Origin of the sequence: Herbiconiux ginsengi (assembly GCF_900107435.1) — a bacterium.
In the GTDB taxonomy this organism is placed as follows: domain Bacteria; phylum Actinomycetota; class Actinomycetes; order Actinomycetales; family Microbacteriaceae; genus Herbiconiux; species Herbiconiux ginsengi.
The window spans coordinates 907,706-927,188 of sequence record NZ_FNPZ01000002.1 but is presented as its reverse complement, the minus strand read 5'-3'; the positions used below and the strand labels follow the sequence as shown (position 1 = coordinate 927,188).

Genomic DNA, 19,483 nt, shown 5'->3' with positions numbered 1-19,483 from the left:
CACGGAGGGAGCGCACGTGGCGACCATGCAAGACGTGGCCCAGCACGCCGGCGTGAGTGCCAAGACGGTGTCACGGGTCTTCAACGACGACCCGCACGTGCTGCCGGAGACCCGCACGCGGGTCGAGGAGGCGATGCGCAGCCTCAACTACGTGCCCAACGTCTTGGCGCGCACCTTCCGCGCCGGCCGTTCCTCGAGCGTCGGTGTGGCGGTGCCGGATGTCGTCGACCCGTTCTTCGCGGCCGTCGTGCGCGCCGTCGAGCGGGTCTGCTCGGCGAGCGGCATCACCACGCTCGTCACGAGCATCGGTGACGACCCGGCGCGGGAGCGCCCGGTGCTCGAAGCCCTGCTGCGCACGCAGTTGATGGGCCTCATCCTCGCGCCTGTGGCAGCCGATCACGCCTGGCTCGCGCCCTGGACCGAGCACACCCCGATCGAGTTCGTCGACCGGGCCCCGAGCGATCTCGATGCCGATTCCTTCGTCGAAGACGACCGCCACGGCTCCTACCTCGCCACCCGTCACCTGCTCGACCACGGGCACCGCCGGGTGGCTTTCCTCGGCGACCAGACGCATCCGCCGAGCACCCGCCGTCGCCTCGACGGCTACACCGAAGCGCTGGGCGACGCCGGCGTGCCGCTCGACGAGCAGCTGATCGCCTTCGACGCGGGGAGCGACGAGGGCGCAGGGCGCGAACTCGCGCGCCTCGCACGACTGGCCGAACCGCCCACGGCCGCCTTCTCGTCGAACGCGCGGGTCACGATGCACGCCTTCACGGCGTTGAAGGCGTCGGGCCTGGCGTTCGTGGGCTTCGGCGACTTCCCGATGGCCGACCGGCTCACACCTTCGGTCAGCGTGATCGACCAGGATCCGGCCCGCCTCGGTCGACTCGCCGCCACGCGGGCCCTCCAGCGCTTCAACACTCCGGATGCGCGTTTCGAGCACTCGACGGTGGTGCCGGTCGGGCTCACCGTGCGCGACTCCTGCGGGCGCCACTGACCCGTCCCGTCGCGGGGACGCGGGCGGCGACGCCCGGGAACGACAGGTGTGGCGTTGCTGGTGGACGCGGGGTTCTTCGCGCGGTAAGACTGAGGTAGCGAACGGATGCGCGCCGACCCGGTGCCCATTCGTTCCCCGCCCCGCCTCGTGCGGGTGCGACCCGAACCGGCAGCGTCGCCGGGGCAAGAAGCGAGGATACACATGCGCGGAACAAAGGGGTTCCCGAGAACACAGGCGACGGATGCGCCCGAAGCGGCGTCCGGACCGCACCATGACGACCAGGGCGAGACTCTCGGCGGTGCCGACGATCGCAGCGGCTGGTTCGTCCTCCACGGAGCGGCCGCGTCGGCGGTGGCGGCACTGCTCTCCTATCAGCTGGCGGTGATCGTGGTCGCCGACGGTGCGATGAACGCGAGACCGTCGGTGAACTTCGCGGGCCTGCTCGTCGGGCTGTGCGCGGGGGTGTGGACGGCGCTCGTCGCTCTGCTCGCGTGGCCGGTGCTCGATGCGCAGGCGCGACGGCGGGTGCGCCGGCACTCAGCGCATCCGGGGTGGCAGCAGCGCGCCATCCGGCGCCGCGGATTCTCGGTGCTGCACGTCGTGGCCATCGGCACGGCGGTGCCCTGGATCGTGCTCTCGCTGCTGCTCGGCTCCTGGCAGGCGACGACCATCACGATCGTGGTGGCGGTGGTCGCCGGCGCGGCGGGTGGATTCTTCGCAGCATGGCGGGTGTGGCGGCCGAACCGCACGCGCGCAGTGCGCCCGCGGCTGCGCGCGGTGGTCGGAATCGGCCCGTCGCTCGAGCACCTGCCGGCTCCCGTTCGTGCCGGCGAAGAGGTGGATTCGTTATCCGGCGGTGGTGCCGGTCGGAAGGGTCGCCCGTCGTACTGACGATCGAGCCCTTTCATGGTCAGGGCCCCGGTCAGTCCCGCACGTCGTGGGCGTCGGCGCCGTCGCCACTGGGCGGGCGCATGAACGGGGTGAGGTCGCCCCCGCGCCACGTGGCCGGGCCGCGGGATCGCACGCGGCCCATGTCGTCGGTGGCGGCCTCGAGGAGTTCGTCGAGCTCGGCGTCGGGATCGCGGCGGTCGAGCCCGTCGGCATCCGCGCTGTGCCCGTGCCCGCGCCGGTGCCCATGCTGGTCGCGGTCGGATGCGCCGCCCACACGGATACCGCCGTGCCGGTTGATGGTGCTGGCGACGATGGCCAGTGCGACGATCAGCAGGGAGGCGATCATCACGCTCGGGGCGAGGAATCCCGCGACCTGGATGACGGTGGACAGGGCCGAGTAGGTGCATCCGTTCTCGTCGCAGCTGCTGCCGAAGGCGATCTGGGTCAGGGGGAGCGAGACGAAGACGGCGGCGGTGGCGCAGACCGCGAAGAGCACGAGCGCGTACGTCCACAGGGCGCGGGCGGGAGCGAGGATGCGTGGTGTCGTCGCTTCGGCTTCGAGGTCACGGGTCATGGTCGCCTCCCGGCGCGGATCGGATTCGGATTCGGGTTCGGGCGCGGGTGGCGGCCGGAACGCGGTCGTCAGCAGGCTCAAACCGATGGCGAAGCTGCCGGCGGCGGCCAACGGCGCCCCCACGATGCGTCCGATCATCGCGATGGCGAAGAACAGGTCGTTGACGGTGCGGCAGTCTCCGGCGCTGGTGCAGGTCATGTCGTGGGGGAGCAGCAGCGCGCCCACGATCCCGAGGATGCCGAGCACGATCCCCGCCGCTGCTGCGATGCGGAGCGGAACGGTCGCGCGACCGATCGTCGTCATCCGTTGTTCCCCCGCCCTCGATCGGCTTCCGAGGGCCGTTCCTCGGTCTGGTCGAGGCTAGCCGTTTCGCCATGGGACTCCCACTCCCATGGCGAGTGAGCGACTGCTATCGTTGATAGCGTTCTGCAGAGCGAAGGAGTGTCATGGCCGCGATCATCGTTCGCAATCTCGACGACGAGGTGCGTCGCCGGATCAAAGAGCGCGCGGTCGCCAACAACCGCTCCATGGAAGCGGAGGCGCGTGCCATCCTCACGTCGGCTGTGTCCCAGAACCGGTTCGTCGATGCCTGGTTGTCGCTGACCGGCGAGTTGCGCACCGAAGGAGTCGGATTGCCTGAACTCGCCCTTCCCGCGCGTTCTCTTCCGCGTCACCTCGACCTCTCATGATCGTGCTCGACACGAACGTTCTGTCGGAACCACTGCGGCCGAGGCCGTCGCCGGGTGTGCTCGACTGGCTCGCCGGCCTTGACGAGCCGGCAGCGATCACGGCGGTGAGTGTCGGGGAGATCCTCTGCGGCGCCCGCTCACTCCCCGACGGGCGTCGTCGTTCGGAACTCATCGAGGGAATCGAGGCGATCGTGCGAACCTTCCGGCACGACATCCTCCCTTACGGCGAAGCATCCGCGCGGGCCTACGCTGAGCTGTCGGAGGCGCGACGAAGCGCGGGTCGCGCCTTGAGCGTCGAAGACGGGATGATCGCCGCGATCTGTCGCACGCACGGTGCGACGCTCGCCACCCGGAACGAGCGGGACTTCGAGGACCTCGGGATCGACATCGTCAATCCCTGGGCGCTCTGACCGGAAAGGAACGGCGGAGCCGGCAAATCAGTGCGGGGCGGTGGCCGGGGCCACGATCACGACGTCGGCCTCGGGCCAGCGTGTGGCGAAGAAGTCGACCGCATCCTGAACCCGGTCGGGCCGGCGCGAGTCGTCGACGAGGGCGATGACGTCGACCGCGCCGAAGTTCTCCTCGATCTGCCAGAGCGCGTCACTGAGTGAGAGGATGCTCGGCTCGCGGATCTCGGCCGACACCACCGCATCGCCCCACTCGTTCACGAGCATCGCGAACGAGCTGACGTCGGGGGAGAGCAGGGCGACCTGCCGCCCCTCGCGCAGCAGCGGTTCGGCGAGCTCCCGGGCCGTCACGTTGTCTTCACTCACGATGCACCACACCTGCGACATGTCGATCCTCCACGCTTCACCGGACCCCGGCCCGGCTCCCTGCCGGTTTCTCCATCGTCGCGTTTCGCGTGCGTCGGCGAATCCTCCCCAAGGTGGAGATCCGTCTACCCCGCCAGTGGTACCGGCGGTACCCAGGTGCCACGCGTCGCGGTCACGAGGCGGGAATCGCCGCCACCGCCTCGATCTCGACCAGCACCCCGGGCCGGGCCTCGGGCACCGCGATCACCGTGACCGCGGTGCGGTGGCGCCAGACCGCGGCGCTCGCGGCGTAGGCCTCGTTCGGATCGACTCCCGTGGTGAGGTAGATGGTGAGCTTGGCGACGTGCTCCGGCCCCGTTCCCGCCTCGGCCAGCACGGCGAGAACGTTGCGGAGTGCCTGTTCGGTCTGCGCTCCGAGACCCTCGAGCAACGCGCCCGAGCTGTCGATGCCGTTCTGCCCGCCGACGTAGAGCGTGGGCCCGGCGGGGATGATCATGCCCTGGGTGAAGGCGGGACTCCGCGGGATCGAGTCCGGGTCGACGGACGTGAGTTGCGTGGTCATGAGGTTCCCTTCTGTTTGGTGCCCCCAGTGTGACCCCACCCTCCGACACCCGTCCGGGCATGCGAAGGGGTAGGCACGCGAAAAAGCCGGACACCGAAGTGTCCGGCCTTTCCAGGAGGGATCAGGCGGCCTGGGCGAATGCCTCGGCGTCAGCCCTGACCGAGAGCGACCCGGAGGCCGCGTCGACCGTGACCGACCCGCCGTCGACGAGCGCGCCCGTCACCAGCAGATCCGCGATCGCGTCGTCGACGTTGCGCTGGATCACCCGACGCAGCGGCCGTGCACCGTACTCGGGCTCGTAGCCGTTCTCGGCCATCCAGTCGATCGCGGCATCCGTCACCGTCAGCTCGATCTCGTGGGCGTCGAGCCGGGCACGCGTGGCACCCAGCAGCAGCGACACGATCTCGCGCAGCTGCGCCTTCTCGAGCTTGCGGAACAGCACGATCTCGTCGATCCGGTTGAGGAACTCGGGTCGCATGGCCTCGCGGAGCTTGCCCATCACGCGGTCGCGCAGAGCCTTGTCCGAGCCGAAACCGTTGCCGTCGCTGCCGTCGGCAGCGCGAGCCACGAATCCCATCGCCCCCGACCGCGAGGCCAGGAACTCCGACCCCAGGTTCGAGGTCATGATGACGACCGTGTTGCGGAAGTCGACCGTGCGGCCCTGCCCGTCGGTCAGGCGTCCGTCGTCCAGCACCTGCAGGAGCAGGTTGAAGACATCCGGGTGCGCCTTCTCGATCTCGTCGAACAGCACCACCGAGTAGGGGTTGCGACGCACGCGCTCGGTCAGCTGACCGGCCTCGTCGTAGCCGACGTACCCGGGAGGGGCACCGACCAGCCGGGAGACCGTGTGGCGCTCGCCGAACTCCGACATGTCGAAACGGATCATGTTCGACGCCGATCCGAACAGCGAGGCCGCGAGGGTCTTCGCCAGCTCGGTCTTACCGACGCCCGTGGGTCCGAGGAAGAGGAACGAACCGATCGGCCGGTGCGCGTCGCCCATGCCCGTGCGGTTGCGGCGCACGGCCTTGGCCACCACGGTCACGGCGTCGTCCTGTCCGATCACGTGCTCGTGCAGCTCGCCCTCGAGGGCGGCCAGACGCTCACGGTCGACCTCGCCGATGCGTGACACCGGGATGCCGGTGGCCCGCGAGATCACCGCAGCGATCTCGGCCTCGTCCACAACCGCATCCAGGTCGATGCCGCCCGCGGCCCGTTCGGATGCGACGCGACGGTTCACCGACGTCGCCTCCGCCAGCTGCTGCTGCACGTCTTCGATCTCGTCGCGGATGCGCGACGCCTCCTCGTAGTGCTCGGCCGAGACGGCGGCGTTCTTCGCGCTCTCGAGCGAGGCCAGGTCGGCCTGCAGAGCGGAGATGTCGACGACCGTCGGGATCTTGCCGAGCGAGAGACGCAGCCGCGCGCCTGCCTGGTCGATCAGGTCGATGGCCTTGTCGGGCAGGAAGCGATCGCTCACGTACCGTGCCGACAGCTCCACCGCCGCGGTCAGCGCCGCGTCGGTGTAGGAGACGCCGTGGTGCTCTTCGTATGCCGGGCGGAGGCCCTGCAGGATGAGCACCGAGTCGTCCAGCGACGGCTCACCGACGGTGACCGGGGAGAAGCGGCGCTCCAGCGCCGGGTCCTTCTCGATGCCGCGGTACTCCTTCAGCGTGGTGGCTCCCACGAGGTGCAGGTCGCCGCGCGCGAGGCGGGGCTTCAGGATGTTTCCGGCGTCCATTCCGCCCTCACCGGAGCCTCCGGCGCCGACGACGGTGTGGATCTCGTCGATGAACACGATGATCTCGCTCTTGTGAGCCGAGATCTCGTCCATCAGCTTGGTGAGCCGCTCCTCGAAGTCGCCGCGGAACCGGGTTCCGGCCAGCATCGCGGGCAGGTCGAGGGAGACCACGCGCTTGTCGCGCAGCTGCTCGGGCACCGAGCCGTCGACGATCGCCTGGGCGATGCCGTCGACGATCGCGGTCTTTCCGACACCGGCCTCACCGACCAGAACGGGGTTGTTCTTGGTGCGGCGGGAGAGGATCTCGATGGTCTGCTCGATCTCGTCGAGCCGGCCGATCACGGGGTCGAGCTCGCCGTTGCGGGCCAGCTCGGTCAGATCGGTGCCGAACTTGTCGAGGGTCGGGGTCTCGGACGCGTCAGCGCCGTCGGCACCCGCCGTCTGGGTCGGGTCGCCGTTGGTGGCGCCCTCAGATCCCGTGTTCACGTTCTGGCGCATCCCTTCCTGAAGAGCGTCGGGGGTGACGCCCGCCTGGGCCAGAACCTGGCCGGCGGGGGAGTCCTGGTTGATCACGAGCGCGAAGAAGAGGTGCTCGGGGTCGATGTAGGTCGAGCCGGATGCGCGCGCCACCTGGTAGGCGTGGAACAGCGCGCGCTGGGCCGACTGGGTGAGAGCGGGCTGCGTCACCGCGTCGCTGCTGTTGGCGGGCAGACGCTGCTCGGCGGCCGCCGCGATGGCCCGGGGGTCGGCGCCGACACCGCGGATGGCGTCGGACGCGGGCTGTTGCGGCGCGATGGTGCGCAGGATGTGCAGCGCGTCGAGCTCACGGTGTCCGTGCTCGATCGCGTACTGCCCGGCCTGGGCCAGCAGCTCCTGTGTGCGCCGGCTGATGAGCTTGCTCAGGTCGATCGAGCGCCCGGCGCGGGCGGCGCGCTCGCCTTCGAGGTAGCGAGCGAGGAACTCGTCGAACGAGTTGCTGCCGCCCTCGGCGTGTGAACCCTCGTTGGGGGTGAAGTTCTCGGGCACGAAACCTCCTGGCTTGTGAAACTTGAGTGCCTTATGCTCAAGTTCAACGCTCAGGGGCGTCGGGTATTCCCTCGTGTGCTGTCAGAAGCTGGTAATTCTCCTTCCGCCCGGTGTGGCGGAGCTCACGGCCTCACGGCACCAGCACGAGCTTGCCGCCCGGATGCTGGCCCTTCAGCTCCTCGAGCGCGGCGCGCGCCTCGGCGAGGGGGTAGGTGCGCGCGATCGGCACCACCAGCTGGCCGGCACCCGCGAGCTCGATGAGCCGCCCCCGGACGGAGTCGCGGAAGACCTTGCTCGCCGGCATGGCTCCACCGATCGCGTGGAAACCCTCGGCGGCCGCGCGGCCGGCGGCGGCGATGCTCACGATCCGGTCGCGATCGCCCACGAGGGCGAGCGAGACGTCCACCGCCTCATCGGTGCCCACGGTGTCCAGCGCCGCGTCGACGCCGCTGGGCGCGGCATCCCGCACCCGCTGTTCGAGCCCGGGCCCGTAGACCACCGGCTCGCCGCCGAAGCGCCGCACCACGTCGAAATTGCGCTCGCTCGCCGTGCCGATGACCCGGGCGCCGAGGAGGGCGGCCTGCTGCAGCACCATGACGCCGACGGCTCCGGATGCGCCGTGCACGACCACGGTGTCACCCGCTTTCACGCCGGTGACGTGGAGCATCTCGGCCGCGGTGGTTCCCGCGAGCAAGAGGCCCGCGGCGTCGGCGAACGGCAGACTCGCGGGCTTCGCGAAAACGTCGGCGGCGCGCACGGTGAGCGACGTCGCGTAGGCGCCCTGCACCCGGAAGGCCAGCACCTCGTCGCCCACGGCGCCGCCGCCCGAACCGATCTCCGTGTCGGGCCCGACGGCGGTGAGCACACCGGCGCACTCGTAGCCGACCGGCAGCGGCAGCAGGCTGCGGTCGGTGCCGTGGGCCACGCGCTTGTAGTCGGCCGGGTTCATGCCGGCGGCCCTCACCTCGATGGTGACTTCGCCCGGCCCGGGCGCCGGAACCTCGGCGTCGATCTCGGCGAAGACGTCGAGGTCTCCGTAGTCTTCTGCAACCCATCTGCGTGCCATGCGTCTCACGCTACGCCGACGATGTGGTTCATAGGGGCCTCGTAGCCGCCTCATCGGATGCGCATCGAGACGTCACGAACACTGAGGGCATCCGATCGACGAACGAGTGAGGTAGCCATGAGCAGGATCCCCGAACCCGAGTCCACCCCTGACGGTCCCGCCTACGAAGGCCGGCTCCTGGATCGTGTCGACGAGGAGGTGGTGGATCAGGGTGTCGCGTTCGACATCCGCACCCTGGTGAGTCGTCGGGCGATGCTGAGCGTCGTCGGGATCGGTCTGGGTGCCGTCGCCCTCGCGGCGTGCACCACCGGCGGTGGCAGTGGAAGCAGCGCCGCCGGGTCGACCGGCACGAGCGGCACCGCCACCGGCACAGCGACACCCACCGCCACGAGCAGTGCGGGCGGCAGCGGGACCGCCTTGCCGGCGGGGGAGATCCCGGACGAGACCGCCGGCCCCTATCCCGGAGACGGCTCGAACGGCGCCGATGCGCTCGAGGAGTCGGGAGTTGTGCGCAGCGACATCCGCACCAGCATCGGCGGGGGAGCGACGGCCGCGGGCGTGCCCATCGCTCTCACGCTGACGATCCTCGACATGGCGAACGGCGATGCGCCGTTCACCGGCGTCGCCGTCTACGTCTGGCACTGCGATGCCGCGGGCAACTACTCCATGTATTCGGAGGGCGTCGAGAACGAGACCTACCTGCGCGGTGTGCAGGTCGCCGACGGCAACGGCGCGGTGTCGTTCACCTCGATCTTCCCCGCGTGCTACTCGGGTCGCTGGCCGCACATCCACTTCGAGGTGTATCCCGGCGTCGACGACATCACCGATTCGGCCAACGCGATCGCGACCTCGCAGGTGGCCATGCCGCAGGATGCGTGCGACACCGTCTACGCCGGCTCCGGTTACGACGGGTCGAGTGCGAACCTGGCGAAGGTGAGTCTCGACTCGGACAACGTCTTCGGCGACGACGGCGGCGCCCTGCAGCTCGCGACGGTGACCGGCGACGCGACGTCGGGTTACCGGGTGGCACTCACGGTGCGGGTCGACACGAGCACGACACCGACGGCGGGCGCGGCGCCCGCGGGCGGCGGCGGAGGAAACGCCCCGTCCGGCGGCGCCCCCGCGCGCTGATTCGACCCGGCCGGTGCGGAAGCCGCGGTGCGCGAGTCGCCACCAGAACCGGCGTCGGCCGTGGCGTCGACGCCGGCCCCCCTCACGGATCCGGCTCCGGCGGTCCGCCTGACCGCACCCTGCAGGCGCCTGGCTCGAGAGAATCGCACCAGAATGGAACCCTCGGGGCAGGAGCGGACAGTAGAGGGTATGAGGACGGAATCTCACGGCGATCAGGCCGAGCAGGCCGAGCTTGCCGAACCGGCCGAGGCGGCCGACTGGGCCGCGGCCATCGGCGGCGACTCCGCCGCGTTCGGCCGCGTCTTCGACGCCCATCGCGACCGCGTGTTCGGGCAGGCGCTGCGGCTGATCCGCGATCCGCACGACGCCGAAGACGTGACGGCGCTCGTCTTTCTCGAGGCGTGGCGCAAGCGCGCATCCGTTCGCGTGGTCGACGGCTCCGTGGTCGGCTGGCTGCTCGTGGCCACGAACCATGTCGTGCGCAACCTCGCCCGCAGCACGCGACGCTACCGGGCGGTGATCGAGCGCATCCCGAAACCATCGGTCGGCGATCATCCCGACCCCGCCGATGCCGTCGGCGAGCGCATCGATCAGGATGCCCGCGACGCACGGGTGCGTGAGGCCTTCGCCCGCTTGACCGAGGCCGACCAGAACGTGCTGACCCTCTGCGTGCTCGAAGAACTCACCATGGAGCAGGCCGCCCGGGTGCTCGGCGTTCCTGCCGGAACCGTGAAGTCGCGGCTCTCCCGGGCCAAGACGCGTCTCGCCGCCCACACGAGCGAACTGCTCGATCCGCCCACAAGTGTCACCGGAGGTGTGAAATGAACGACCGACCTCGATTCGACGAGCAGCGGAGCGCCGCGATCCGCTCCGCGCTGCTGGATGTCGTGGAGCAGTCGCCCCGCCGGGACCGCCGCCGCCAGGTGCGCATCGCGGTCGCGGCCGTTCTCGCCGCCCTCGGGCTGGGGCTCGGCGGCACCGCGGTGGCCTTCGCGGTGACCGGTGTCTCGCTGTTCGGCGACGGTGGCGTCACGGCGGCGCCTCCGACCACGTCGGCGCCCGCGACGGCCCCGTCCACCCCGCCGGCGACGGATGCAGCACCCGCGCCGGCCGCGCATCCGCTCGTCGTCACCGGAGACCCGATCGCGCCGCACGACATCCTCACGCAGCCCGCGGTGACGCCGGCGTGGTCGGTGCAGCTGCCCGGCGCGGGGGACATGTGCGAGCATCCGACCGTCATCGACGTCGCCGACGGCTACGCGCTGGTCGAGGTGGGGCCGACGCAGCCGCCGGAGGATTCCCACTACGACTGCGACCTCGACGCCAGCAGGTTCTCGCTCACCCTGGTCGATACCAGCACGGGTGCGCAGGTCTGGAGCCGAGACTGGTCGTGGGACTTCACCTACGGCGATCACACGGCCGCGAGCCTGCTCGGCACGTCAGGCCGGGTGCTGGTGTGGGACGCCCTCGGCGGCCCGGGGCCGAAGGAGGTGCTCGATCTTGCGACCGGAACGACGGTGGCCTCGATCGATGTGCCCGAACACCTTGCCCTCACGACGCTGTATCCCGTACCCGGCGACTCCGGCGACGTGGCGGTTCTCGCACAGGGCCGAGATGCTCAAGGGCAGCCGACGACATCCTGGTCGGTGATGCGCGCCGACCCGGCCGATCTGGCGAACCCCCGTTGGTCGGTGCCGTTCGAGGCCGAGCAGGCAGGGATGGCGCAGATCACCAATACCAGTTCCATCCTGCAGGTCACTCATTGGGTGAATGGTCAGAGCAGCGCGCTCGACGTCTACGACGTGGATTCCGGAGCGCTCATGGTGGGAGCGACGACCGATCGGAGCTACAGCTACTACGACGGATTCACGATCCGCGCCTCCGATCAGATCGACTACAAGAAGGCGCGCACGATCGCCGGCATCGACGACGCCGGCAACGAGGTGTGGAGCAGAAGCCTCGACTCGGGCTATTCGGTGGCGCCGATCCTCCAGATCGCTCGGCAGCCGGGCTCGTCGCCGCAGCTCGTCTCCGAGGTGCTGCTCATCGGTCCGGGCACGCAGCTCGAGCTCGTCGACGGCGTGACGGGGGAGTCGCGGTGGATCGCCGACGGTGCCGCCTGCGGTGCTGGTCCGGGCATCGACGGCACGGCGGTGAGCACGTACGGGTTCGGACTCACCGCCGATGGCGTCGTGATGCGGTCGAGTGACAAGGGCGCGGTGTGCGGCTTCGACCACGGGACGGGTGCGGTGGTGGATGTCTCACAGCGGCCTTCGACCGACTTCGGAGTGTCGGGCGAGCTCGCCCAATACCGCCTCGACGGGGCGTTCGGAACCGGAGGGCTCTACAGCGAGAAGGGTCAGGACGCTCCGCCGTCGCCGATGCCGCAGAGCGGAACGGGAACGGCCTACGACGCGACGACGGGTGCGGCGTTGTGGTCCGTGCCGGCGTTCTACGACGAGCGCTGGGTGCTCGCGGGCGGGTATCTGGTGGGCTTCTCGCAGGGTCGCGTGTTCGGAATCGGCTGATCCGGTCTCGTCGCATCCTTCTACACCTGTTGCTGAGTTGGTACGGTGGCGGGATGAGCAGACGTTCATTCGATTCGGCGGCCGGGCGGCTGGGGTGCGTCGTCGTCCTGGCCTCGGCGCTCGCCGGCTGCACGGCCGGGCCGGCCGCCACGGTCGCGGAGAGGGCCACCGAGACGCCGGCGCCGTCGTCCTCCTCGTCGCTCGACTCGTCGTCCGATGCCCTGCACTACCCGTCGGGTGCCTCGGCCGACACCCCGGAGTGTCAGGATGCGTCATCCGCTGTCCTGGCCGCGGTGAATGCCACGATCGACAATCCGCTGCCGGGCGGTTCGAACACGGTGCCCTCCCTCACGGCGACGCCCGATCCGGAGCACGCGGTCTGGCTGCTGATCGGTGCGATCCCGTCGACGGGGACTGCCGGAGGCTTCGTGGTGGCGTGGGCCACCACGGGTGACCCCACTCGAGAAACCTTCGAGGGCAACCTGCGCTCGGTCGGCAGCCCGACCGCCACCGTCTCGTCGGCGCCCGCACTCCAGTTCGCGGATGTCGGCGCACCGGGTGCCTTCCTGGCCGCCGCCGCGTCGACGTGTGCTGCGGGGATGCCGAGCGACACGAGAGGCTGAGGATTCGCGGCAAGGATGTCGGCCTGGCCCGGCCAGGCGCCCGAGCCCGTCCACTCCCTGTGCGCCCGGAGCCGCGATCTCGTCGATGCTCCCACGGGGCAAACCCCTGGAGAAGCACCTCACCCGGGTTGATCGGCGAGTTCGAGGATCGCGTTCGTGCGTTCCGCGGCATCCCGCACGCGGTCGCAGTGCTCCGCATCCGGATGCTCGGTGAGCTCGATGACGTCGTCGAGACGTTGCCGGGCCTGTTCGAGGTCAGCGATGACGTTCGTGATGCGATCGCGTTCGGTGTGCAGGCTGCTCAGCATCTCGGGGGGCGCGTGGCCGGTGTCGACGCAGGGCAGGATGACCGCGATCGTGCGGCTCGCGAGCCCGGCCGAGAACAGGTGCTGGATGAGACGCACCCGCTCGACGGCGGACTCGCCGTAGACGCGCTGCCCGCTCGGCGTGCGCTCGGAATGCAGGATGCCCTGCTCCTCGTAGTAGCGCAGCGCGCGGGTGCTGACCCGGGCGCGCTCGGCCAGTTCGCCGATCCGCATGTCGTGCATCGCGCATCCGTTTCTTCTCGGCGGCTGTTCGCCGGCTTCCGGTTCGCTGAGTCGACTTGCCCTTGACGTCAACGTGAGGTTTTAGCCTACAAGACGGATGGCGCCCGCGACCGCGGCCGCCCCATGTCGAAGGGACAACCATGAACATCGCAGGATCCGTCGCCCTGGTCACCGGAGCGAACCGCGGAATCGGCCGGCGCTTCGTCGACGAGCTGCTCGAGCGGGGTGCGGCAAAGGTCTACGCGGGCGTGCGCCAGCCCGATCAGCTGGCCGAGGGCGAGTTCGCCGACCCGCGGGTGGAGGTGCTGCGGCTCGATCTACTCGATGCGGCATCGGTGACGGATGCGGCGGCGCGGGCCACCGACGTCACCCTCCTCGTCAACAACGCGGGCATCTCGACGGGCGCGAACCTGCTGGGTGACGGCGATCTCGAGGGCCTGCGCCTCGAACTGGACACGCACTTCTTCGGCACGCTCTCCGTCATCCGGGCGTTCAAGCCGGTGCTCGCGGCGAACGGCGGGGGAGCGGTGGTCAACATCCTGTCGGCCTTGTCGTGGTTCTCGACCGAGGGTGCGAACGCCTACGCCGTGGCGAAGGCGGCGGAGTGGGCGATGACCAACGGTGTGCGCCTCGAGCTCGCCGGTCAGGGCACCCTCGTGCAGGGCGTGCACCTCGGTGCGGCCGACACGCGCCTGATGGACGGCTACGACGGCCCGATGCTCGACCCGCGCGAGGTGGCGGTGGCCACGCTCGACGGTGTCGAGGCCGGGGCGATCGAGGTGCTGGTGGATGAGTGGGCGCGTCTGGTGAAGTCGTCGCTCGCGAACGACCCGTCGGGGTTCTACGCGGAGGCGCTCGCCGCTCGGGTGTGAGTGGAGCCGGGGCCCCGGGAATCGGTGCGCGACCGGATGACGGTCGCCCCGACCCGGCGCCCCGCCCGCGTCGCTTTCAGGCCGGCCGGCTGACCGCCTGGCTGCACCTGGCCGCACCTGGCCGCACCTGGCGGCACCTGGCGGCGTCTTGACGCCGCTCAGTGCGGCAGCGACAGGAACCGGTCGACGGCCTCGAATGTCGCGCCCGCCGCTTCGAGGTGGGGGAGGTGCCCGGCCTCCTCGATCTGCACGAAGCTCGCGTTCGGAATCGCCGACGCCAGCGCGCGCCCGTATGCCGGAGTCACCACCCCGTCACTGGCGCCCCACACGACGAGCGTCGGCACCGTCACGGCGGCGAGTCGTGCGAGCAGCGACGGATCGCTCATGCCGGCGCCCGCGATCGTCGCCATCGCGCGGCCGTTGCCCGCCTGCACCGCTCGCTGTTCGTCGGAGAGCCCAACGGGGTCGATGAATCCGCGGTCGGCGTCGTGCCACGCGCGTTCGGCGAGCTGTCGAGGGCTGAGGGAGAAGAAGTCGGCGATCGGTTCGCCCGCCACGTCGACCCCGACGGAATCGATGACGATGACCGAGTCGATCAGTCCGGCGTAGCGGCGGGCATCGCTCGCGGCCTGGATCGCCATCTCGAGTGCGATCCATCCGCCGATCGACGACCCCACGAGCGTCACGCCGTGCTGCTCGCGGCTCTCGGTGGCGTCGCTCGGCAGCAGCTCCAGGTAGTCGCCGGCGAGCTGGGCCACGGAGGTCAGGTCGTCGGGGAGGGCGGTGCCGTCCCATCCCGGGTGGGTCGGAGCGAGCACGTGGTGTGTCGCGGCGAGGTGGCCGACGATCGGTGCCACGGTGCGGGGTCCGCCGCCTCCGTGCAGCACGAGTGCGGTCGGCAGTGCCGGATCGCCGGCCTCGGTGACGGATGCGCGGGAAACGAAGCGAGAGGACATGGGCGACTCCAAATCAAGATGTTTATATAAATCTGCTGATACGCTAACACCATGGCGACAGATTTGGAACTCCTCGGGCAGGCGTTGAAGCGTGCGCAGTACCGCAATCACCGCACGATGGATGCCGCGCTCCGGGCAGCCGGGGTGAGCCTCGTGCAGTGGGACGCGCTGCGGGCCATCGATCAGGCGCCCAGCGCATCCGCGCACGACCTCGCCGTGGCGACCTTTCAGAGCGATCAGTCGTTCGGAACGCTCGCGACCCGCCTGATCGATCGTGGTCTGGTCTCGCGGGCGCCTGGCCGCGGTCGTCGCCTCGAGCACGTGCTCACTTCCGCCGGGGCCGATGCGCTCGCGGCCGGCCGTCGGGTGGTGGCCGATGAGTTGCCGAAGCTCTTCGCGCCTCTCGACGAGCCCCAGCGTGCGGCGCTCTTCGAGGCCTTGAGTGCCCTGAACGATCACGCCGACTAGGGGTGGGATGCGCCCGGTTGGCCTGTATCTGAGCCGCCGCGTCGGGAATCGTCGATGAGTTCTCGGTCGTCTCCCGTATCCGCTGGTCGTATGTGGCCCGACCCGCCCCGACCCGCCCCCGGACCCGACTCCGCTCAGGCGGCCTTGCGGCGTGGGCCGCCCGCGCGGCGGCGCGTGGTGGGGATGGGGGTCTGCTCGATGTCGATCCATCGGGGCGGCACGCGGTGTGGCACGCCTCCGAGCATGATGAGTTTCCACGCCGAGCGATGCAGGTGGCTGTGATGGAAATGGCAGAGCAGCAGGCCGTTGTCGATGTCGGTGCGGCCGGGTGGATGATCGTCGGAGACCCATTCGTCTACATGGTGCGTTTCGCAGAACGACGGGGGTCGATCGCATCCGTTCCACACGCATCCGCCGTCTCGGGCGGCGAGGGCGCGGTTCTGGGCCGCGGTGAAGAGTCGTTTCGTCTTGCCCTGGTAGAGCACTTCGCCGCGGTCGCCGAAGAGTGTCGCGGAGATGGGAGAGTGGCAGCGCATCTGGGCCACGGTGGAGGCGGGAACGGGCTCGTCGACCCCGTCGATCCACCCGACTCCGCGCCCCGCCTCGAGGTCGTCGAGCGAGATGTGCACGTTGACCGTGGTGGCGGAGCCGTTGATGCGCGGCATGTCGGGGGCGCCGGCGGCACGCGCGATGAGTTCGGTGACGGTGTCGGCGTTCTTCTGCGCCTGGGTGCGGATGTCGGCGGTGACGGTCTGCGCGACGAACTCCTCTTCACTGAGGAACCGCGGGCCGCCGCCCTGTGCATCTGAGACGCGCGGACTCTGCATCGCCTGGATGCTCGCCAGCCACACCCCGCCCTGCTCGGGAGTGAGCGCGAACCGCCCGCGGATCATGCCGTCGCTCGCCTGAGCGATGGTGAGTGAGCGCTGCTGCTGGTGCACCTCGTCCCGCGGCTCGGCTCCATCGGGATCGATGACCTCGCGCAGATGGATGGCGAGCTTCGACGTCTGATCCGTCGTCAGACGCCCCGTGACGGTCTCATCGACGAGCGTCTGCTCGGCACTGGCCACGACGTCGGGCGAGCATCCACGCACCGCGAGCTCGCTGCACCGCGCCACGATGACCGACGCCGTTTCGACGGCGAGGATTCCCTCGTCGAGCGCCTGCGCGACGACCGGGAACGGCGCCGGCCCCTCGCCGCCGCCCAGAAGCACGGCCCCGCGCAGCTTGCGCCCGACCTCGAGCCGCACCTTGCTCTCGTGCGCCGACGTGCCCGTGACGCTCGCGACGAGCTTGACCGGGCTCGTGAAGTTCTGCGACCGACTCAGCCCCTCATCCCCGAGTTCGCTGCGCGACCGCACCCCGACCTCCCCAGCGACCCGCACCTGCGCCGCTCCGACGACCCGCCCGACGGCTTCGATCGCGGCCATGACGTCGAGCAATTCGTCGTCGCTCAGCCCCGCCATCCGGACGCCGATCTCACCCGCAACGCCTCGGAGATCGGCGGCGATCTCGTGGAGGCGGAGGGTGCTTTTCATACTGAAATTCTATCAGAATTAGATGATTTAAACTCGTTTAGTTCGGGGTGGTTGGGCGCCGCGGGGTGGGTGATCCGGTCGAGTCATAGTCCCCCGGCCGCTGCGCGGCCTCCCGCCAAACCCGATGCCAATGACTCGACCGGATCACCCACCCCACGTCGCCCAGTCTCGGCCCGCACCTACGATCACCAGGAATGCTGGATGACGAGCTCGAGGTCATACCGGGTCCGATAGTTCGTCCAGAAGCAATCCGAGGTGCCGAATGCGCGAGCAAGTTGCGCTGCCGTCGGGCGAATCCCGCGCTTGCCCTGAACGGTCTCGTCGATGCGTCGAGCGGGCACGTCGATCGCCTGCGCGAAGCGATACGGGCTGATGTCCAGCGGCTTCTCAGCAGTTGCCGCCCATTGCTCTACGTCGACACTCGACTCAGGATCAGCGCCGAGACTCACACCTCAGTCACACCGCGGGAGACTCTGCATCACTGGCGCGAGACTGTTCGTGCCCCCAATCAGGGTGACTTTCGACGGCGCCCAGTCGGCCAGACGCTGCCACGTCGACGCCGGAATGCACTCGGTGCGAGCGAGAACGAGGGGTGCATCCTTGACGCCAGCAAGAACGCCGCCGGTAAGCGCATCCGGAAAGTTGGCTCCTGTCGCCACGTAGGCTGTCGTCGCCGTGGGGAAATAGGCGGCGTTGAGCGATTCTGCGACGTCGAAGCGGGTGGCCCCGCCGAATCGAGTCACCTCGCCGGGATAGAGCTGCCCTAGCTGCTTCTCGATCCCGTTTGAGACGCTCGCGGGGCCCCCAGCGATCACGACATTCGACACCCCGAGGCGATCGAGTTCGGAAATGGTGGCGTCATCGAGTCGCGGCTGATCGCCACGGATGAGGATGACCGGCGCGCCTTCGCGCGAGGCGGCAGGGATCGCGGTGAGCGCATCCGCGAATCCGGACCCCGAGGCGAGAAATGCGGTAGCCGCGCCCTCCGGAAACTCGGCCGCTGAGATGGCAAGTGAGGCGTCATACCTGTCGGCGCCCGCATCACGCCGCAGCGTGTATGAGTCGGGGTCGAGCTTGGATTCGCGAAGGATGTCGGCCACGACGTCATCCGGTGTGGAAGCCTGTCCACCGAGAACGACTATTTCTTCGGGTTGTAGCCACGAGAGATACTTCGCCGAGGAATATTGCGACGAGGTTACGAGCACGAGCGGCGCACCATTGTGCACGGCGGCCGGTCCGGCGCTCAAGGCATCGGCAAACACCTCGCCGGAAGCGAGGTACACGCGCCGCGCGCCGTCGGGGAAGGCGACTGCAGCATCCGTGATGCTCCCGTCGTAGCGAGTGGGGCCGGCGAGCCGCGTCGAGCGCGTGTCGCCGATGGAGGTGTTCGTGCCGATCGGAATGACCGCGGTTGCCAGCGTTCCTTCCAGGTACTGATTGGCCATGCCGGCAGTGAACTGAATCAGGGAGGCGCCGCCGATCGCGGGCCCGTCCACCCCGGTCACGGATGAGAACGGCACCGCGATCGACGAGTTGTCGGGTGAAACCGATGGACGCTCGCTCGTCGGAACGCGATACCCGTCGCTCCAGTCGAGTGATGGCCGCTGGATGTAGGCGCTGGGTGCGGTGGCCGCGCCCGCCGCCGCCCAGATCGGGTCGGAAGAGACGAAGCGGAGCGTCGTCGTCTCGTCGATGACCGCCCCCTCGTCCGTCGTGGCCCAGTAATGTCTGGTGAGTTGGGGCCCAGGAGAATGGATCTTGGACATCGGAATCTGCACTGTCGATTCAGAGTCCGCGCTGGCGGGTTTGAGTTTGAGCACATAGCTGGTGGTGCTGGTCCAGCCGAAGGCCTGGTCCTGGGTGAATCGCGCGGGAACGGATGGAAGGCGGTCGGCGCTCCTCGCACGCGAGGAGAAGGTCAGATACAGAGTTCCAGGCCAGATCGACGTCGATGCCAGGTCGTAGAAGTTGGCCGGAAGTGCAATGTCGACGGCCTTCGCCTCTCGATCGATGATTGAAGTCCCTGTCAGGCCGTCTAAGCCCTCGACTTTCCAGGTCAGGCTGTCGGATGCTCCCGCGAGGAACGCGTCGGTCAGTTCGACATGCAGCACTGTTGTGACCGGGGTGACCGGAGCCGGGAGGTTGTTTGGGGTGGCAAAGAAAGTCTCGTACGAGTTGTAGTAATACGGCTCGCTCTGGACGGTTGCGATGACCTCATTCGCCGACGCTGTTGCGGGGCTAGCCGCCGCATCGCTTTGAACCGACACGGATGCATCTGCCGCAACAGGTGCGGTAGATAGCAGCAGGGCGGTAATCCCTGCTGCGGCCACCATCGATCGTGCCTTCATCGGCGTCCACCCCCTTTGGCCGCCTACGGTGTCGACCCTTGCCTATTCTGCACGTGTGGTGCTTGCGCGCGAAACTGAGGCGCGCCGAGGCATCCGCGGGACATACGTGCACGTGCAGGCCCAACTATCTCGATTGCGGCCATGACGTCGTGCAGTTC

General features: G+C 69.3%; 20 protein-coding genes. 10 read left to right on the top strand and 10 right to left on the bottom strand.

The features are described 5' to 3' along the window. Positions 1 to 25 precede the first annotated feature (25 nt). A complete protein-coding gene (locus tag BLW00_RS12690) occupies positions 26 to 997 on the top strand; it encodes a LacI family DNA-binding transcriptional regulator (RefSeq protein WP_245741571.1) in 972 nt (323 codons plus the stop codon). A 201-nt stretch (positions 998 to 1,198) separates the two neighbouring features. After that, positions 1,199 to 1,888 (top strand): hypothetical protein, encoded by a 690-nt coding sequence (locus tag BLW00_RS12685; protein WP_092554557.1) that lies wholly within the window; start codon positions 1,199 to 1,201, stop codon positions 1,886 to 1,888. A 31-nt stretch (positions 1,889 to 1,919) separates the two neighbouring features. Here BLW00_RS12685 and BLW00_RS12680 read toward each other — a convergent pair whose 3' ends face one another. Beyond that, positions 1,920 to 2,765: a hypothetical protein gene (locus BLW00_RS12680; protein ID WP_092554555.1), complete on the bottom strand. Its 846-nt coding sequence runs from the start codon at positions 2,763 to 2,765 to the stop codon at positions 1,920 to 1,922. Between the two features lie 143 nt (positions 2,766 to 2,908). On the opposite strand from BLW00_RS12680, the gene BLW00_RS12675 reads away from it, so the two are divergent. Together BLW00_RS12675 and BLW00_RS12670 are read left to right on the top strand one after the other, a co-directional pair. Continuing rightward, the gene (locus BLW00_RS12675; protein WP_092554552.1) at positions 2,909 to 3,151 is read left to right on the top strand and encodes a FitA-like ribbon-helix-helix domain-containing protein; all 243 of its coding nucleotides are present in this window, start codon (positions 2,909 to 2,911) and stop codon (positions 3,149 to 3,151) included. Then, a complete protein-coding gene (locus BLW00_RS12670) occupies positions 3,148 to 3,561 on the top strand; it encodes a type II toxin-antitoxin system VapC family toxin (protein ID WP_092554550.1) in 414 nt (137 codons plus the stop codon). The genes BLW00_RS12675 and BLW00_RS12670 overlap by 4 nt, the downstream gene beginning before the upstream one ends. Before the next feature lie 27 nt (positions 3,562 to 3,588). On the opposite strand, the gene BLW00_RS12665 is transcribed toward BLW00_RS12670, so the two are convergent. From BLW00_RS12665 to BLW00_RS12650, 4 genes are all read right to left on the bottom strand, one after another. Further along, complete coding sequence (locus tag BLW00_RS12665; protein WP_092554548.1) at positions 3,589 to 3,945, bottom strand: hypothetical protein; 357 nt, start codon at positions 3,943 to 3,945, stop codon at positions 3,589 to 3,591. Positions 3,946 to 4,096: 151 nt separating this feature from the next. After that, positions 4,097 to 4,486: a RidA family protein gene (locus BLW00_RS12660; protein WP_092554546.1), complete on the bottom strand. Its 390-nt coding sequence runs from the start codon at positions 4,484 to 4,486 to the stop codon at positions 4,097 to 4,099. 121 nt (positions 4,487 to 4,607) lie between these two features. Further along, the gene (locus BLW00_RS12655; protein ID WP_092554544.1) at positions 4,608 to 7,247 is read right to left on the bottom strand and encodes an ATP-dependent Clp protease ATP-binding subunit; all 2,640 of its coding nucleotides are present in this window, start codon (positions 7,245 to 7,247) and stop codon (positions 4,608 to 4,610) included. 130 nt (positions 7,248 to 7,377) lie between these two features. Continuing rightward, the gene (locus tag BLW00_RS12650) at positions 7,378 to 8,313 is read right to left on the bottom strand and encodes an NADP-dependent oxidoreductase (protein ID WP_092554542.1); all 936 of its coding nucleotides are present in this window, start codon (positions 8,311 to 8,313) and stop codon (positions 7,378 to 7,380) included. 117 nt (positions 8,314 to 8,430) lie between these two features. Between BLW00_RS12650 and BLW00_RS12645 the strand changes: the two genes are divergently transcribed. The 4 genes from BLW00_RS12645 (at position 8,431) to BLW00_RS12630 (ending at position 12,595) form a co-directional block, all read left to right on the top strand. Further along, the gene (locus BLW00_RS12645) at positions 8,431 to 9,444 is read left to right on the top strand and encodes an intradiol ring-cleavage dioxygenase (protein ID WP_092554540.1); all 1,014 of its coding nucleotides are present in this window, start codon (positions 8,431 to 8,433) and stop codon (positions 9,442 to 9,444) included. 189 nt (positions 9,445 to 9,633) lie between these two features. Further along, positions 9,634 to 10,269: an RNA polymerase sigma factor gene (locus tag BLW00_RS12640; protein ID WP_092554537.1), complete on the top strand. Its 636-nt coding sequence runs from the start codon at positions 9,634 to 9,636 to the stop codon at positions 10,267 to 10,269. Next, positions 10,266 to 11,972 carry a hypothetical protein gene (locus tag BLW00_RS12635; RefSeq protein ID WP_092554535.1) on the top strand — a complete coding sequence of 569 codons (1,707 nt, stop codon included), beginning with the start codon at positions 10,266 to 10,268 and terminating at the stop codon, positions 11,970 to 11,972. Before BLW00_RS12640 ends, BLW00_RS12635 begins: the two co-directional genes overlap by 4 nt. A gap of 53 nt (positions 11,973 to 12,025) precedes the next feature. Then, the gene (locus BLW00_RS12630; RefSeq protein WP_092554533.1) at positions 12,026 to 12,595 is read left to right on the top strand and encodes a hypothetical protein; all 570 of its coding nucleotides are present in this window, start codon (positions 12,026 to 12,028) and stop codon (positions 12,593 to 12,595) included. Between the two features lie 119 nt (positions 12,596 to 12,714). Here the strand turns inward: BLW00_RS12630 and BLW00_RS12625 are convergent, their stop codons facing one another. Continuing rightward, the gene (locus BLW00_RS12625; RefSeq protein WP_245741550.1) at positions 12,715 to 13,143 is read right to left on the bottom strand and encodes a MerR family transcriptional regulator; all 429 of its coding nucleotides are present in this window, start codon (positions 13,141 to 13,143) and stop codon (positions 12,715 to 12,717) included. A 140-nt stretch (positions 13,144 to 13,283) separates the two neighbouring features. On the opposite strand from BLW00_RS12625, the gene BLW00_RS12620 reads away from it, so the two are divergent. After that, on the top strand, positions 13,284 to 14,015 hold the full coding sequence (locus tag BLW00_RS12620; RefSeq protein WP_092554531.1) for an SDR family oxidoreductase: 732 nt from the start codon (positions 13,284 to 13,286) through the stop codon (positions 14,013 to 14,015). 158 nt (positions 14,016 to 14,173) lie between these two features. Here BLW00_RS12620 and BLW00_RS12615 read toward each other — a convergent pair whose 3' ends face one another. Continuing rightward, the gene (locus BLW00_RS12615; protein ID WP_092554529.1) at positions 14,174 to 14,971 is read right to left on the bottom strand and encodes an alpha/beta fold hydrolase; all 798 of its coding nucleotides are present in this window, start codon (positions 14,969 to 14,971) and stop codon (positions 14,174 to 14,176) included. Between the two features lie 51 nt (positions 14,972 to 15,022). Here BLW00_RS12615 and BLW00_RS12610 point away from each other — a divergent pair, with 51 nt between their 5' ends. Further along, complete coding sequence (locus BLW00_RS12610; protein ID WP_092554527.1) at positions 15,023 to 15,439, top strand: MarR family winged helix-turn-helix transcriptional regulator; 417 nt, start codon at positions 15,023 to 15,025, stop codon at positions 15,437 to 15,439. Positions 15,440 to 15,573: 134 nt separating this feature from the next. Here BLW00_RS12610 and BLW00_RS12605 read toward each other — a convergent pair whose 3' ends face one another. The 3 genes from BLW00_RS12605 to BLW00_RS12595 all read right to left on the bottom strand — a co-directional run bounded on the left by BLW00_RS12605 (position 15,574) and on the right by BLW00_RS12595 (position 19,310). Beyond that, a complete protein-coding gene (locus BLW00_RS12605; RefSeq protein ID WP_092554525.1) occupies positions 15,574 to 16,977 on the bottom strand; it encodes an HNH endonuclease signature motif containing protein in 1,404 nt (467 codons plus the stop codon). A gap of 185 nt (positions 16,978 to 17,162) precedes the next feature. Then, positions 17,163 to 17,426, bottom strand: a complete 264-nt coding sequence (locus BLW00_RS12600; RefSeq protein WP_245741549.1) for a helix-turn-helix transcriptional regulator — start codon at positions 17,424 to 17,426, stop codon at positions 17,163 to 17,165. Between the two features lie 3 nt (positions 17,427 to 17,429). Beyond that, positions 17,430 to 19,310 carry a cell wall-binding repeat-containing protein gene (locus BLW00_RS12595; RefSeq protein WP_175494241.1) on the bottom strand — a complete coding sequence of 627 codons (1,881 nt, stop codon included), beginning with the start codon at positions 19,308 to 19,310 and terminating at the stop codon, positions 17,430 to 17,432. Positions 19,311 to 19,483: the final 173 nt, after the last annotated feature.